This is a genomic window from Streptomyces sp. NPDC058001 (genome assembly GCF_042886315.1).
In the GTDB taxonomy this organism is placed as follows: domain Bacteria; phylum Actinomycetota; class Actinomycetes; order Streptomycetales; family Streptomycetaceae; genus Streptomyces.
Window position 1 is genome coordinate 245,306 of the sequence record NZ_JBHVQT010000008.1, and the last position, 15,994, is coordinate 261,299.

A 15,994-nucleotide genomic window follows, 5' to 3' on the forward strand; every position below is an offset into this window, starting at 1 on the left:
GCTCAACTGGCGCTCGCCATTCTTCTCGATAGAAGGCGTCTGCAGATTACATCCGGTCCGGGGCGTCGATCCCCAGGAGGCCCAAGCCCAGTTCCAGTGTCCGAGCGGTGATGTCACACAGGACCAGTCGACTCTGCTTGATGTCACCCTCGGCACGCAAGACAGGGCACTTCTCGTAAAAACTCGTGAACGCGGCCGCCAAGCCGAACAGGTAGTTGGCGAATGTGTGGAACTCCAGCGATTCGGAAGCCTCGCCGACGAGGCTGCTGAACGCGAGCAGTTCGAGTGCGAGGGCACGCTCGGCGGGCTCAGCGATAACCAGTGTGTCGACGCCACGCAGCGGCGTCTCCACGCCGGCGCGGCGGAAGATGGAGCAGATCCGGGCCCGCGCGTACTGCACGTAGGGGGCGGTGTTGCCTTCGAACGACAGCATGCGGTCGTAGTCGAAGACGTAGTCCCTCGTACGGTCGGTCGAGAGATCCGCATACTTGACGGCACCGATTCCGACCGCACGCGCGACAGCGGCACGGGTGTCCTCGTCGAGTTCAGGGTTCTTCTCCGCGATCACCGCGGACGCCCTCACCACGGCCTCTTCGAGAAGGTCCACCAACTTCACCGACTGGCCGACGCGGGTGCGGAGCATTTTGCCGTCGTCACCGAGGATCGACCCATGACCGACATGCTCGGCGCGAGCGGGTGGGGCGAGCCAGCGCGCGTCCCGGGCAACGTCGTAGATCATTTCCAGGTGCTGGCGCTGGGGCAGACCGACGACGTACAGCAGGCGCGTGGCGTGGAGGTTGCGCAGGCGATGTCGAATGGTGGCGAGGTCGGTCGCGCCATAGCCGAAGCCGCCGTCGCCCTTCTTGACGATAACCGGCAGCGGGTCCCCGTTACGGTTTGTGTAGCCCTCCGGGAATACACACTGGGCGCCTTCGCTCTCCCGTAGCAGTCCGAGCTCGTCCAGCTCGTCCACCACGGACTGCAACTGGTCGTTGTAGTAGCTCTCGCCAAAGAAGTCGTCTTCGGTGAGGCGGACGTCCAGCATGCCGTAGACGGTCTTGAAGTACTTCTTCGACTCGTCCACCAACGTCTTCCACAGGCGCAGTGTCGCCTCGTCGCCGCTCTGCAGCAGGACGACCCGCTTGCGCGCCCGTTCCTTGAACGTCTCGTCGGCGTCGAACTTGACGCGAGCGGCCTTGTAGAAGCCGTTCAGATCGCCGACCGAGAGCTCGTGCGCGGCCTCTGATTCCCCGATGTCGAGCAAGTGCTCGACGAGCATGCCGAACGGGGTGCCCCACTCGCCGATGTGGTTCTGACGGATGATGGTGTGCCCCTGCCACTCCAGGAGGCGCACAGCCGCGTCGCCGATGATGGTCGAACGCAGGTGCCCGACGTGCATCTCCTTGGCGGCATTCGGTGCGGAGTAGTCGATCGCAATGGTTTCCGGGACTTTGGCCTGTGAGACGCCGAGCCTTTCGTCACCGACCGTTTCGGAAAGCAGGCGCGCAAGAACTTCGTCGGCGAAAGTCAAATTGATGAAGCCGGGTCCCGAGATCTCCACCGAGGAGCAAATATCATCGAGTTGGGCGACCTCAACGACCCTGCCGGCGATGTCACGCGGATTTCCATCGATCTTACGGACCAGCGAGAGGGCGGCGTCCGACTGGAAGTGCGCATACTGGGATCGTCGGATGACCGGATCGACGGGTGCACCGGCCACCGTCTCGAATGCCGGAGCCAACCTCTGAATCAATAATTCTTCCAGGTTTGCCATTGGGAGAATCTAGCCGAGGCGAAAGAAAGGCGTCAACACGGATTCCAGCGGCCCGGCGGACCGCGTCGTCACCGTCAGCGTCGGCTGCCCTTGCGCCGGACAACGGTGCAGGGCAGAGACGTGAAGCCACGTTGGTGCGCGGAGTGCACGCGCCGGGCGGCCACCATGTCGAGGTCGTACTCGGCGACATGGTGGGCGACCTCCTCCAGCACGAGCGGGACCTCAAGTGTCGCCAGGGCGCCGCCGAGGCAATGGTGGCTCCCGGCACCGAAGCTGATCATTTTGCGGGTGTCGCGGTCGAGGTCGAAGCGGTCGGGTTCGTCGAAGACCCGTTGGTCGCGGTTGCCGGAAGCGTGCAGGAGCACCATGCGGGAGCCGGCCGGGACGTGCGTGTCGTGCAGCACGATGTCGCGGGTCACGGTGCGCGACGTCATCTGGCTGGAGGAGTCGAAACGGAGCGACTCGTCGGCCCAGTCGGTGAACCGGCCCGCGAGTCCGGCCCGCTGCACGTCAGGCAGCCGCCAGCCGTGATACCAGGCGTTGCCGACCTGCTTGCTGGTCGACTCGTTCCCGCCACTGACGATGAGGAAGATGAAGGCGACGATCTCCGAGTCGCTGACCGGCCTGCCCTTGATGTCCGACCGGGTGAGCATCGAGATGAGGTTGTCGCCGGGGTGGCGGCGGATGTCGGCGATCAACTGCCCGTAGTAGGTGCCCAGCCGGAAGGCAGCGGCAAGGTTCTCCGGCGTCCGTTCGCCGGAGTCGTGCTTCCGGGTGTTGAGCAGGTCGGAGTCGAGCCGGATGGTGTCCCAGTCGGCTTCCGGGATGCCGAGCATGTCGCAGACTCCGTCGCTGGACACGGCGTTGGCGAGGTCGGCGGCGAAATCGAAGGTGTCCTGGTCCAGCAGGGGCTCCAGTCGTCGCCGGGTCAACTCGCGGATGCGCGCCTCGCGCTGCGCGACGGTGCGCGGTGAGAATGTCCGCTGCACCAGGCGGCGCACAGTGGTGTGGTCGGGCGGATCGAGGGCGAGGAAGAAGACGTTCTTGTACGCCTGGGCCCCCGACATGGTGGATTCCAGGGATATCCCGTTGCGGTTGCTGAAGGTGGCCGCGTCCCGCATCGCCGCCAGGACGTCGGCGTGCCGGGACAGCGCGTAGAAATCCCGTTCCTCGTTCCGATAGACCGGGGCATTCTCGCGCATCCACGCGTAGACGGGATACGGATCCTCCTGCACTTGGTACGAAAAGGGGTCGTAGGTGATGGGAGGAACCTCGGCGAGCGGCAGTCCGTCCGCGTTGACAACACTCGCTCTACGCATCGGCATTCGCCAAGCTTCGCCGGGGCTTCTGGTTGACGATCCTGTCAGAACCTTGCCGATGCACTGCCCCGCGACAAGATCGCGACCAGACCGTGCGGACATGCTCGGCTCATGCCGATAGACGGGGACGGTTGTGCGTGCAGTTGTCACAGTCCAAACACCGGGACAGAAAGCAGGAAAACCGGACCAAATAGATTTACGCGAGGGTGAATCGGCGACATTCGGCTCCTGCACCTGCGGGCAATGCGACCTTGATCTCGCACTCGACCAGCAAGCGACCTGGTTCACGGGTGAAATCACCGCCACTGCCGGTCACTGGCTGCTGACAAACCTCGGTCCGATCCAGACGCTGCTGGTGGAGAATCTGGAGAACTGTTACGAGTACCTGACCGTCGACCCCGGCCGGCGCCTCGCCCCGGTGCCGTTCGAGCTGTGCCGAGTCAGTGCCGCCGGTCGCGCCAGTGGCCCGCACCTCACCGTCTTCGGCCCGGAACCGAAGTACGCGCCGGTGCGGCCGGCGCCGTGCGCGGCCGTCCGCGAGGCGCAACCCGCGCTCAACCCACAGGCCGCGTACTTCGCTGTATTGCGGACACTCTGCGAGCCTCGCCTGCGCGGATCGGCGTCCAGCCCGCTGCCCACGTCGGAGCAGATAGCACGTCGACTGGGGTCGTACATGACCGTCCGTGCCGTCAACGCTCACATCGAATATCTCACCGACAAGCTGCGGCTGACCCGGGGCTGCGGCCGCGAGGTGCTTGTCGAGACCGCCATCCGGCATCGAATGGTTTCACTCGAATGCTGACCGGCGCAATGGTCGACGTTCAGGAGGGAAGACCTTTGCGGTACGCCAACCACTGTATTCACGAACTCGTTTCCAGCGCGGTGCGGCACGAACCACACGCCCCGGCCGTGGTGTCGCCGACGGTGACACTCACCTACGCCGAACTCGACCAGCGGGCCAACGCCCTCGCCGACGAACTGCAGAAGCGCGACATCGGACCGGAGGTCCTCGTCGGCGTGCATCTGCCCAAGTCGCCTGAGATGGTCATCGGCATCCTGGCCATCCTGAAGGCCGGTGGCGCCTACGTGCCCATGGACCCGGCGAGCCCGGTCGACCGCCTGTCCGAGGTACCCGTCCGGCTCATACTGAGCCGGCGCGCGTCGGCACATCGGCCGACGACTCCCGGTGCCCAGGTGCTCTGCCTCGACGAGGACTGGGATCTGACCACCGGACAGCCCGAGTTCGTCCCCGCGCGGACGGCCGAGCCGGACAACCTCGCCTACGTCATCTACACGTCCGGATCGGCGGGCCGCCCCAAGGGGGTGGCTGTCACACACCGGTCGCTGGTCGGCTCAACCCTCGCCCGGCACGCCTGGTACCGGCCGCCCCAGGTGTTCCTGCTGCTGTCCGCGATGGCCTTCGACAGCGCTGTCGCCGGGATCTTCGGCACGCTCACCCGAGGCGGCACGTTGCACCTGCCGGCGCCCGGCACGGAGTCCGATCTGGACACGGTCAGCCGACTCGTCGAACGTGGCGGTGTCGACACGGTGCTCACCCTGCCGTCGCTGTACGACCTTCTGTTGGAGACGGCGGAACCATCCGCGCTCGCCTCGCTGCGCACGGTCACGGTCGCCGGCGAACGGTGCCCGCCCGGCCTTCCCGCGAAGAGCCGGGCCCGCCTCCCCGCGGTCGAACTGCTCAACGAGTACGGCCCCACGGAGGCCACCGTGTGGAGCACGGTCTGGCGGGCGCCCGAGGAGGACCTCGCCGGCCTCGACACCGTACCCATCGGGCGGGCGGTGGACGGCATCCGGGTCAGTGTGCTCGACCCGGCCGGCACTCCCGTGCCCGACGGCGTGCCCGGTGAGCTGTGCATCGGCGGTACCGGGCTGGCCCGCGGCTACTACGAGCGGCCGGACCTGACCGCGGCCGCCTTCGAGCCCGACCCGACCGGACCGGCGGGTACGCGCCGGTATCGCACCGGCGACCAGGTCCGCCACCGTTCGGACGGAGAGCTTGAGTTCCTCGGGCGCATCGACCGCCAGGTGAAGGTCCGCGGCTACCGGGTCGAGCCGGACGAGATCGAGGACGCGTTGCAGCGTCACCCGGACGTCAGGCTGGCCGCCGTGGTGACTCCGGCCGGAGCCGAGGACATCACCCTTGTCGCGTTCGTGACCGGTCCGTCCGTCGACCCGGCAGACCTGCGGACCTTCCTCGGCGGAGCGCTGCCCGCGTACATGGTGCCGAGCGAGATCCGCCGGTTGGACCGGCTGCCGCTCACGCCCAACGGCAAGGTCGACCTACGGGCGCTGGAAGCGCTCGTGCCCTCCCCCACCGATCTTCCCGGCGAGGACGCACCGAACGGCGCCGTCGAGGAGACCGTAGCCGCGATCTGGTGCGAGATCCTCGGCATCCCGGACGTCGCGCGCGGCCGCAGCTTCCTCGACATCGGAGGGTCGCTGGCCGTCGTGCGCGTCGCGCTGCGGCTTTCCCAGGTGTTCGGTGCTCAGGTACCGCTGCTGTGGGTCTACGAGGCGCCGACGGTCGAAGAACTGGCCGAGTGGCTGAAGGTCAACATCGCGGACGCCACGACGACGGCCGAGGCCCATCACCGAAAGGTTGGATGACATGAGCGGAACGGCAGATCAGCAGTTCGACGTCGTTGTCGTGGGTGGCGGACCCGGCGGATCCACTACCGCCACCCTCATCGCCCAGGCCGGGCACCGGGTGCTCCTGCTGGAGAAGGAGCGCTTCCCGCGCTACCAGATCGGCGAGTCGCTCCTCCCCTCCACCGTGCACGGCGTCTGCGAGATGCTCGGCGTCACCGAGGAGCTGGAGAAGGCGAACTTCCCGGTCAAGCGCGGCGGAACGTTCCGCTGGGGCAACAATCCCGAGCCCTGGACGTTCACCTTCGCGCTCTCCCGCAAACTCGCCGGACCGACGTCGACGGCCTACCAGGTGGATCGTGCGCGATTCGACCAGATCCTGCTCGACAACGCCCGCCGGCACGGTGTCGAGGTGCGGGAGGAGCACGAGGTACTGGCGCTGGAGGAGGAGGGCGGCCGGGTCCGCGGTGTGCGGTTCCGGGACACCGACGGCGCGGAGCACACCGTGCGGTCCAGCTATGTCGTCGTCGCCGCGGGCAACACGGATGGCCTGTACAAGAAGGTCGCTTCGAGGGAGCTGTCCCCCTTCTTCCGCAACGTGGCGCTATTCGGTTACTACGAGGGCGGCAAACGGCTGCCGGCACCGAACGAGGGCAACATCCTGTGCGCCGCGTTCTCCGACGGGTGGATCTGGTACATCCCGCTCTCCGACACGCTCACCAGCGTCGGAGCTGTGGTGTCTCGCGACCGGATCGACGTCATCCAGCGCGGCCAGGAGGAGGCCATGGCGCAGTTCATCGCCTCGTGTCCGCTGATCGCCGACTACCTGTCAGCCGCGCACCGCGTGACCGAGGGGATGTACGGCAAGCTGCGCGTCCGCAAGGACTACTCGTACTGCAACACATCGTTCTGGCGGCCCGGGGTGGCGCTGGTCGGCGACGCGGCCTGCTTCATCGACCCCGTGTTCTCCACCGGCGTGCACCTGGCCACCTACAGCGGCGTGCTGGCGGCTCGGTCGATCAACACCCGGCTGCGCGGCGAGTTGACCGAGGAGGCGTGCTTCGCCGAGTTCGAGAAGCGCTACCGGCGCGAGTTCGATCTCTTCCATCAGTTCCTGCAGTCGATGTACGAACTCAACCACGACGAGTCGTCGTACTTCTGGGAGGCCCGCAAGGTGCTCGGCACCGAACAGGGCGACGCAGAGGCGTTCGTGGACCTGGTGGCCGGCGTTTCGGGGCCGGACCGGGAGCTCTTCGAGACCGCTGCCCGGCGCCCGGTGAACCAGTTCAGCGCGGCGCTCAAGCAGGCGTCGCGCCCGGAGGTGATGGACGAGGGCGATCTCGTCTTCCAGGGCAGCGACACCCGGCTCCTCGGTGACGTCCTGCACGAGGCGACCGACCTTCAGGTGCGCGCGGCGCTGGCCGACATGCCGGAACTACTCCCGGAGCCGGACCCGCAGTTCCCCGGCGGCCTCGTCCCGTCTCAGGACGGGCTGCACTGGCGGAGTTCGGCTACGGCGGGATCGACGGCCGAGCCGACGGCCGACCAGTGAGCTGAGAAACTCCAGGCGTCCCGGTGATGGGTGTCCCGTGGAGCGGTTCACGGCGTGGTCACACGCGGCGGACCATGCCACGGGACATGCCCGAACGTTCCGGCATCACCGTAGCGCCGACCTGATGATGTCGAGCACCGCCTGCCGTTCGGCATCCAGGTAGAAGTGTTCCCCGGGCAGGAGGTGGGTCCGCGCCCCGGTGCGGGTCAGCTGTGACCAGGCGGCGAACCGCCGGTGGTCCACCATGGGGTCGTCCCGGCCGGCCAGGGCCGTGATCGGCACCGGCAGCGGCGGCCGCGCACGGTACCGGTACGTCTCCCCGACCGCGAGGTCGGCGCGCAGCGTGGGCAGGAACAGGGACACCAGCTCGGGGTACTCGTGCCCCTCGGGCGGAATCCCGCCCAACTTCAGTACGTACTCCAGCAGTTCGGACTCGGACAGTTCATGTGCCGTGCCCCGGACCTGCGTCCGGTCGTGAGCCGCCTCCAGCCCGGAGACGATCAGCCGCACCGGGGGCCGGCCGCGCCGCACCGCCTCGTGCGCGATCTCGAACGACAGCAACGCCCCCATGCTGTGGCCGAACAGCGCGAACGGCCGGTCGGCGCGCTCCAGCAGCGGTCCGGTCAACCGCTCGACGATCAGATCGACGGTCGACAGCGGCTGCTCGCCGAAGCGTGACTCCCGGCCGGGCAGTTGTACGGCGATCACCTCGACCCCAGGTCCGAGCGCGGCCTGCCACTCCCGGTACGCCGACGCGCCCATGCCCGCGGCCGGCAGGCAGAACAACTGCACCCCGGCGTCCGGCCGGCCGCGGTGGGACGGGAACCAGCGTGACTCGACCGCGTTCTCACCCATGGTCGGGTCCTCGCGTTCCGTCGAAGGGCCGCCCGGCCGACCGGACCCGCGCGCGCTTCGACCGGCGCCGGATCAGGGTCAGGGCGGGAGAGGTCAGCATGGTGGACACCAACGCCATGATCACGAGCATGGTGAACACGGTCGAGGTGATCACGCCCAGGTCGAGTGCGATGTTGAGGACGATGAGTTCGGTCAGCCCGCGGCAGCTCATCAGCGCACCCATGGACATGGACTGCCACCAGTCGTAGCCGGCCAGCCGGCCGGCGGTCATGGTGCTGACCCATTTCGCGCCGATCGCGATCAACGTGACGGCGAGACACCACAGCCAGGTACGCAGATCGTCCAGGGCGCCGATGCTGGTTCGCAGGCCGGTGACGACGAAGAACAGCGGCAGCAGGAGGGTCGTTGTCGTCCCCTCCATACTCACCGTCGCCCGCTGGACCCGCTCGGAGTCGCGCGGCACGACCACGCCCAGCAGGAAGGCGCCGAAGATCGCGTGGATCCCGATCTCCTCGGTGATCAGCGCGCAGATCATGATGGCGGACAGCAGGACCGGAAGGTGGGCGGCGTCCGGGATCGACCGCCGGCCGTCACGGAGGAGTCGGCCCAGCACCGGACGGACGACAGCCACCATGAAGACCACGAACGCGACCGTGAGCAGCACGGTCAGCACCGCATCGCCCGGGGACGCCGACCGGGCCGCGGCGACGACGAACGCCAGCACGCACCATGCCGTCACATCGCAGACGACGCTGCTCGCCATCACCATCGACCCCAGCGGCGTCGACCGCAGACCGTGCGCCTCAATGATCCGGGCCAGCACCGGAACCGCCGTGATGCTCATCGACACGGCCAGGAACAGAGCGAACGTCGTGAAACTGGTGCCGTCCGAGCCAAAGGTCGCGTACATCGGACCGGCCAACAGCATCCCGACGAGGAACGGGATGGCGAAACCGGCGTGGGCCACCAGCGCGATGGCCCCGCCGCGGTCCCGCAGGTACCCGGGCTCAAGGTCCCGGCCGACGAGGAACATGAAGAAGATCAGGCCGAGCTGGGCCAGGACGTTGACGACCGCCACCAACTCGGACGGGAACAGCCAGTGGAAAACGTCCGGCCAGAGCAGACCGAGGAACGACGGCCCGAGCAGCACGCCGGCAAGGATGTCGCCGACGACCTTCGGTTGGCCGATCGGCCGCAGCATCCGGGCCACCGCGTAACAGGCGATGAGGATCACCGGTACGGCGACGATCAGGCCGGTGAAGACGTTCGGCGACACCGCTCCGGGCTGTTGCGTGAAGCCGGCCCCGCCCCCAGCGGGATGGCCCGGTTCCAACAGGCGCAGGGCCAGGATCACCAGCACGACAGGGACACCCACGAGTGCGGCGTACCCGAGCACGTGCCGTGAGGTACGCCGCCCCGCTGTCGGCTTCGCCTTGTCGAGGGTTGCGTGCCGCGACATCTACGAGGCCGTCAACTGCTCCGGCTGCGGTCCGTCCATCCGCTCGCGCAGGCTCAACGGGCGCATGTCGGTCCACACTTCGTTGATGTACTCCAGGCATTCGGCCTTGGGCCCCGTCTTGCCCACAAGGCGCCACCCGTCGGGGACCTCTCGCTGCACGGGCCAGATCGAGTACTGCTCCTCGTGGTTGACGACAACCTGGTAGGTCTGGCTGTCGTCGGTCGCGTCGGTCATGGCTGGTTTCCCTCCAGTTGGTTGGTGGCGTGGTCCAAATAGGCGGTCAGGCGCCCGGCTACGTGCTCGGCCAGGTCCGCCCGCAGCATCGTGTGGTGGTCGCCCGCCACGGCGGCCACGTCGACCAGGTCCCCATACAGCCCGGCCCAGCCGAGCGTGGTGTCCAGGTCGGGCCAGATCGGGTCCTCCTCGGCGCGCACCAGCAGCACCGGGAACCGGGCCGTGTCGGCGGGCTGCCCACGCCTCATGTACGCATCGGCCGCGCGCAGGTTGTGTCCGTAAACGGCGAGGAGTTGCCTGAGCCGTTCGCTGCCCGCGTCCATCGGCAATACGCCGGCCCGTCGGGCCCGATCGAGGAGATGGGTGAAGCGCTCCTCGCCGTTCATGGTCGACAGCTTCGCGTCGTCGAGTTCGAGCTGGTAGTGCCAGGCGAACCGGGCCAGTACCTCGACCTCCTCGGCTGCGTCGGCGCCGGTGCCGGGGTCCACGTCGACCTGGTCGTCCGGCGGCGATTCGGACGGCGCGGCGCTGTCCATGACGACGAGTGCCGCCACCGTCTCGCCCTGCCGAGCGAGTTGCTGGGCCACTTCGTGAGCGATGATGCCGCCCAGGCACCAGCCGCCGACCAGGTAGGGCCCGACCGGCTGACGCCCGCGGATCTCCCGCGCGTACGCCCGCGCCATGTCCTCGATGTCGGCCGGCATCGTGCCGCCCGTACGCAGGCCGGCGGCCTCGATGCCGGCCAGTGTGCGTTCCGGCGCCATCGCGCGGGCCAGCTCGGTGTATGCCAGCACGCTGCCGCCACCCGCGTGTACGCAGAAGAAGGGTGCGGCTCCGTCGGCCCGTCGGCCATGCGCGGGCCGCGCCGTCCGGCCCGGCCGGTCCTGCACCCGGCGGGCCAGCGCCTCCACCGTGCCGGCTTCGAGCAGGGTCGAGAGCGGAAGGTCGACACCCGTGCCCTTCTCGATCTCCGCCATCAGCCGGATGGCGAGCAGGGAGCTTCCGCCACTGAGGAAGAAGTCGTCGGTGACTCCGATCGCGGGACGGCCGAGGACGTCGCGCCAGATCCCCAGCAGGGTCCGTTCGAGGTCGTCCGCGGGCTCCCGGCCGACACCGGCTCCGGTACCCGGCGCGGGCAGCGCGGCTCGGTCGACTTTCCCGTTCGTGGTGAGCGGGATCCTGTCGAGCGGCACGACCGCCGACGGGCGCATGTGGACGGGCAGCCGGGCGGCCAGGTGACCACGGAAATCGTCCACGTCCAGCGGGTCGTCGCCCGCGGTGACGTACGCGATGATGCCGGCGTCGCCGCGCGGATCCACGACGGCGACGCACTGCCGGACGCCTGCGTGCTCGGCGGCGACCGCCTCCACCTCACCCAGCTCCACCCGGTATCCGGAGATCTTCACCTGCCCGTCCAGGCGACCCACGAAATGGAGGTCGCCGGAGGGCAGTCGGCGAGCGAGGTCTCCGGTGCGGTACAGCCGCGCGCCCGCTGCCGCGCCGAACGGATCAGGCTGGAACCGTTCGGCGGTCGGGCCCGGCCGGTCGTGATAGCCGTACGCCACGCCCGTCCCGCCGATGAGGACCTCACCGGTGACCCACGCCGGCACCTCCTGCATCGCGCGGTCGACGACGTGCACAGTGGCTCCGCCGAGCGGCCCGCCGATCGGTGCCGTGGAAAGCCGCGCGTCCAGCGGACCCGGAGGGACCCGGTGGCAGGCGGCGCCCACCGTGGTCTCGGTCGGTCCGTAGTGGTTGACCACGTGGCAGGGTGCGGAGAGCGCCCGGATCCGGTCGAGCAGCTCGCGGTCGAGGACCTCGCCGCCGGTGATCAGATACCGGCGCGGCATGAGGTCCGCCGGTGCCCGGGACGCCTGCAGAAGCGCTCCGAGATGGGACGGAACGATCTTCAGCACGTCGACGGCCGAGTCGCGGATCAGGCGCCCGAGCCGGTCGGCGTCGGTCATCTCGTCCCGGGTCGCGACGATCAGCCGGCCGCCGGTGCACAGCGCGGGGAAGAGCACCGAGTTGCCTAGGTCCGCAGCGAATGTGGACACGTGGCAGTAGGTCGACGGGGCGTCGAGTTCCAGCGCCGTCACCAGGCCCGTCACATAACCGGCCAGGTTCGCTTGCCCGACCAGCACTCCCTTGGGTCTGCCCGTCGTGCCCGAGGTGTACATCACGTAGGCGGTGTCGGTCGGAACCACCGCCCGTGGCCGACCTGCGGAGCCGTGCTGCTCACAGCCGCCGGACCGCAGTACGACTGCGGACAGGTCCGCCGGTATCCCCGGCGACGACTCGGTGTCGGTGAGCACCGCGCAGGCGGCGCTGTCGTCGAGGAGGAAGCGGATCCGTTCGGTAGGCAGGGCGGTGTCTACGACGGTGTACGCGGCCCCGACCCGCAGGCAGGCCAGCATGGCCACGACCACCGCGGGGCCCCGGTCAAGGAGGATCGCTACGACCGTGCCCGGTCTCGCGCCCAGCCGGCCCAGCGCGTCCGCCGTGTTGCCCGCCCACCGGTCCAGTTCCTCGTAGGTATACCGCTCGGCGGCGTACTCGACAGCGGTCGCGGTCGGCCGACGGCGAGCCGTCCCGGCGAACCGGTCCGCGATCCCGGTCGGCGCCGCCGCCGGGGCGGGCCGACGCGTCGAGGCCACCGACGGGCCTGCCGTCAGGCGCAGTTCGCCGATGGGGCGGCCGGGGTGCGCGGTCATCTCGCCCAGCAGTACGTCCAGCGCGGCAACCATCCCCGACGCGTCCTCGGGGCGCACCCGGCCGGCGTCGTACTCGATGACGGCCTCGACCCCGGCTCCCGTACGAAGGCAGCGCAGCCGGATGTCGAACAGGTCGGTGGCATCGTCGATGTGGCGGATCGCGAACGCGCATCCGCCGCCCGTGGCGGGCGTCGGCACCACGTGGTAGTCGAAGCCGATGTCCAGGGATGCCATGGCGCCCGACCTGAACCCGGTCCACATCTCACGGGTGAAGTAGTCCTGGAACCGCGTCGCCTCCGCGTCGGCCTCGGCGACCCCGCGGACCGCTTCGTCCACCGTGGTGTCGGCGCTCAGCGCCAGGGCGACAGGCACGTATCGGGTGAACGCCCCTATCGCGTTCTCCAGTGCGGGGTGCAGCCGACCGGGGTGCGCCACCGCAAGGAGCGACTCCTCGTGCCCGCCGTACCGGTACAGCAGGATCGACCACGCGGCCAGCAGCAGCGACCGCGCGTCGTCCACAGTGGAGATCCGGTCCGCCGCGACGCGGAGCCGCTCCCTGCGGAACGTGCGCCGCTCACCGTTGTCGCCACGCCCGAGGAACGGCGGCCGGACCGGTACACCCGGGCCGGCGGCCAGCCGCCGCCAATAGTCCCGGCCGGCCGCCGTGTCGTCCGCCTGGAGCAGTTCGTTCAGCCACTCGGCCACGTCGGCGTACTGCGGTGTGTCGTCGTCCGTTGCGGGGTCGCCGCCGCCGTACCGGCGCGCGATCTCGGTGGCGACCTGGACGATGCCCATGAAATCGAGGCTCGGCCCCGGACCCCGGAGCGACAGCCGATGTACTCCGTCGGCCTCCTCGGTCAGACTCGCCCACAAGGGCTGTTCGATGCCCTGTACGTCCTGCGGCTCCGCGCGGTCGGCGACCGCGTCCAACGTCACGGGCCAAGACGGTGCGATGACCTGGACCGGGGCGTCGAGGCCGACGACGGCCCGGTACGTCGTACGCAGGATCTCGTGGCGTTCGACGAGCGCGGCGATCGATTCGCGCAGCCGCGCCGCGTCGACCGTGCCGCGGATCTCGATGTCACATGTCCAGCGCCACGGCGCACCGTCCACGGTGTGCTGCGCCAGCCACGTACGCCGCTGCTGCGGTGACAGGACGAATGCCGTATCTGTGGTCATCCCCACTCCCTCGGACCGTCAGTTCCCGCGCGTCGTGCCGGACATCGCTACCAGCACGCGGCGACTGCCGCGGTACGGCCGACGGCCGTGCGCGACGAGGATGTTGTCGACGATCAGCACGTCGCCGACGGCCCAGTCGAAGGAGTGGGTTTCCGCTTCGTAGGCGCGGCGGACTTCCTCCAGTTCCGCGTCGTCGATCGGGGTGCCGTCGCCGTAGCACACGTCCCGGCTGAGCCCGGCGCGGGACGATGCCAAGGAGGCGCGGACGTCCGGCGGCAGGATGGACGGGTGGAACAAGTGGGCCTGGTTGAACCAGACCCGCTCACCGGTCAAGGGGTGTTCCGCGACGGCTTGACAGACCTGGGTGGTGCGCAGGGTGTCGTGCGGTCCCCATTCGGTCCGGATGCCGTTCTCGGCACAGAACCGCTCCACTGTGCCGCGGTCGGCGGTCTCGAACGTCTGTTGCCAGGTCAGGTCGACGCCGGTGCCGTACTCGCGGGTGTACATCACTCCGTGCCGCTCGAACCGCTCCCGCACTTCAGGCGGGATCCGCTCCAGCACCCGCCTGCTGTCGGCCAGCGGTGTCTGGCCACCCTCGGCGGCCGGCACCAAGCAGCAGAACCACAACTTCGCCGGCCACGAGGTGGCGTACGACAACTCGTTGTGCTGCGCGATGGTCTGGTCCGCCGGGTACTCGGTGGAGGTGTATACCTTGTCGAGTTCCCGGCTGCGCGGCGTGGACCCGTACACGTAGTCGAGCAGTTCGTCGTCGGCGGCGGCCACGACCTCGGCGAAGTCCTCGGCGGACCCGACCGCGAACCCCCGGCACAGGACGGCGCCGACCTGGTGCAGATGGATCTCGACCGCCTCGGCATTCGCCTTCAGCCACGCCGTCAACGTGATCCCGGCGTGTCGCGCGGTCACCACCACCGGCGCCGCCGGCCGCGCGGAAGGCGTGATGTGAACCAGGTCGGCGAGCGTCGTACCGACCGCGCGGCGCCGCCCGAACTCTGGCGTCCGTATCCCGTCCGTCATTCCGCCCCGCTCCTCTCCACATTCGACATGCGCCTGATCGGCGACAGCGACAGCACCGCCAGCGGTATCAGGAGGCCGACTCCCGCCACCAGCACGCTGCCGCGCAGGCCCAGCAGCGTCGCGAACAGCCCGCCCAGGAGCGCGCCGAGCGGGATCGAGCTCCAGATGAAGAACCGCATGGTCGCGTTCGTCCGGGCCAGCAAGTGATCGGGGGTGAGCACCTGCCGGGCGGTGATCGCGGCCACGTTGAACACCGGTCCGCCGAGCACGTACATGAAGTACCCGACGGCCAGGACGGCCGGGCCGGCGATCGCCTGGTGGGGAGCGGCACCGGCGATGAGGATGCCGAGGGCCACCGCGGCGCTGCCGAAGACGAACGCGCGGCCGAGGCCGAGCCGTTCGATGAGCCGGCCGGACAGCATGGAACCGAGCACCCCGCCCAGGCCGCCGAGCGCGAGCACCAGGCCGACGACGGCCGCGCTCATCCCCAGCGTGTCGACCATGTAGAGGTACTGGATCGCGAGGAAGACGAACGCGAACAGGTTCAGGAGCGCGGCCGCGACCGCGTTCCACAGCAGCAGCGGGGTGCGCACCACGAACTTCACTCCCTCCCGGATCTGCTGGACCAGCGAGGTCTGCTCGCCGTGCGCCTCGCGGACCCTCTCCCCCACCGGGCGGACCCGGGACATCAGCAGGCCGGACACGGCGAACGCGAGCGCGTCGGCGAGCAGCGCGAACGGTGCCGTCAGCGTCTGGACGAGAAGTCCTCCGAGACCGGGCCCGAGCACATCCGCGCCAGAGCGGCCGGCCTCCAGCTTGCCGTTGCCGTCGGCGAGTCGGTCCGCCGGCAGGAGCGCGGGCAGGACGGACATTCCGGTCACATCGGCGAAGACGCTCAGCGCGCCGATCAGCACTGCGGTCAGGTAGAGGTGGCCGATGGTCAGCAGGTCCAGTGCCGCGGCCAGCGGCACGGTGAGGATGAGGACCATGCGGAGCACCGCCGTCGTCACCAGGACCCGCCGGTGGTTCATCCGCTCGATCAGAGCGCCGGCGGGCAGCGACAGGACGACGAACGGCACTCGCTCGACCGCCGCAAGGACGCCGACCTCGAACGGGGTGGCGTCCATGGAGAACACCGCGATCAGCGGCAGTGCCACCATGGTTACCTGAGTGCCACCGAACGACGCCGCCTGCGAGCCCCAGAAGTACGCGAACGAAGAGTCCCGCCACAGCGACCGGTACTTCTGCCCGCTCGTCTCCGCCACG

General features: G+C 69.1%; 11 protein-coding genes. 3 read left to right on the forward strand and 8 right to left on the reverse strand.

Annotated elements, in window-relative coordinates:
- Positions 1-46: 46 nt before the first annotated feature.
- Together argS and ACFVT5_RS21505 are read right to left on the reverse strand one after the other, a co-directional pair.
- Positions 47-1,774, reverse strand: a complete 1,728-nt coding sequence (gene argS / locus ACFVT5_RS21500; RefSeq protein ID WP_389890072.1) for an arginine--tRNA ligase — start codon at positions 1,772-1,774, stop codon at positions 47-49.
- A gap of 74 nt (positions 1,775-1,848) precedes the next feature.
- On the reverse strand, positions 1,849-3,099 hold the full coding sequence (locus tag ACFVT5_RS21505; RefSeq protein ID WP_389890075.1) for a cytochrome P450: 1,251 nt from the start codon (positions 3,097-3,099) through the stop codon (positions 1,849-1,851).
- A gap of 127 nt (positions 3,100-3,226) precedes the next feature.
- Between ACFVT5_RS21505 and ACFVT5_RS21510 the strand changes: the two genes are divergently transcribed.
- The 3 genes from ACFVT5_RS21510 to ACFVT5_RS21520 are packed head-to-tail and all read left to right on the forward strand — an operon-like array spanning position 3,227 to position 7,252.
- The gene (locus ACFVT5_RS21510) at positions 3,227-3,895 is read left to right on the forward strand and encodes a hypothetical protein (RefSeq protein WP_389890078.1); all 669 of its coding nucleotides are present in this window, start codon (positions 3,227-3,229) and stop codon (positions 3,893-3,895) included.
- Positions 3,889-5,721 (forward strand): amino acid adenylation domain-containing protein, encoded by a 1,833-nt coding sequence (locus tag ACFVT5_RS21515; protein ID WP_389890081.1) that lies wholly within the window; start codon positions 3,889-3,891, stop codon positions 5,719-5,721. Before ACFVT5_RS21510 ends, ACFVT5_RS21515 begins: the two co-directional genes overlap by 7 nt.
- Position 5,722: 1 nt before the next feature.
- Positions 5,723-7,252 (forward strand): FAD-dependent oxidoreductase, encoded by a 1,530-nt coding sequence (locus tag ACFVT5_RS21520; protein ID WP_389890084.1) that lies wholly within the window; start codon positions 5,723-5,725, stop codon positions 7,250-7,252.
- A 105-nt stretch (positions 7,253-7,357) separates the two neighbouring features.
- Here ACFVT5_RS21520 and ACFVT5_RS21525 read toward each other — a convergent pair whose 3' ends face one another.
- The 6 genes from ACFVT5_RS21525 to ACFVT5_RS21550 are packed head-to-tail and all read right to left on the reverse strand — an operon-like array spanning position 7,358 to position 15,993.
- On the reverse strand, positions 7,358-8,107 hold the full coding sequence (locus tag ACFVT5_RS21525) for a thioesterase II family protein (RefSeq protein WP_389890087.1): 750 nt from the start codon (positions 8,105-8,107) through the stop codon (positions 7,358-7,360).
- Positions 8,100-9,566 (reverse strand): cation:proton antiporter, encoded by a 1,467-nt coding sequence (locus ACFVT5_RS21530; protein ID WP_389890089.1) that lies wholly within the window; start codon positions 9,564-9,566, stop codon positions 8,100-8,102. The genes ACFVT5_RS21525 and ACFVT5_RS21530 overlap by 8 nt, the downstream gene beginning before the upstream one ends.
- The gene (locus ACFVT5_RS21535) at positions 9,567-9,800 is read right to left on the reverse strand and encodes an MbtH family protein (RefSeq protein ID WP_389890092.1); all 234 of its coding nucleotides are present in this window, start codon (positions 9,798-9,800) and stop codon (positions 9,567-9,569) included. It lies immediately after the preceding gene.
- A complete protein-coding gene (locus tag ACFVT5_RS21540; RefSeq protein WP_389890095.1) occupies positions 9,797-13,693 on the reverse strand; it encodes an amino acid adenylation domain-containing protein in 3,897 nt (1,298 codons plus the stop codon). The genes ACFVT5_RS21535 and ACFVT5_RS21540 overlap by 4 nt, the downstream gene beginning before the upstream one ends.
- Positions 13,694-13,711: 18 nt before the next feature.
- Entirely contained in the window at positions 13,712-14,728 is a 1,017-nt protein-coding gene (locus tag ACFVT5_RS21545; RefSeq protein WP_389890098.1) for a TauD/TfdA family dioxygenase, read from the reverse strand.
- Positions 14,725-15,993 (reverse strand): MFS transporter, encoded by a 1,269-nt coding sequence (locus tag ACFVT5_RS21550; protein WP_389890101.1) that lies wholly within the window; start codon positions 15,991-15,993, stop codon positions 14,725-14,727. Before ACFVT5_RS21550 ends, ACFVT5_RS21545 begins: the two co-directional genes overlap by 4 nt.
- Between the last annotated feature and the right edge of the window lies 1 nt (position 15,994).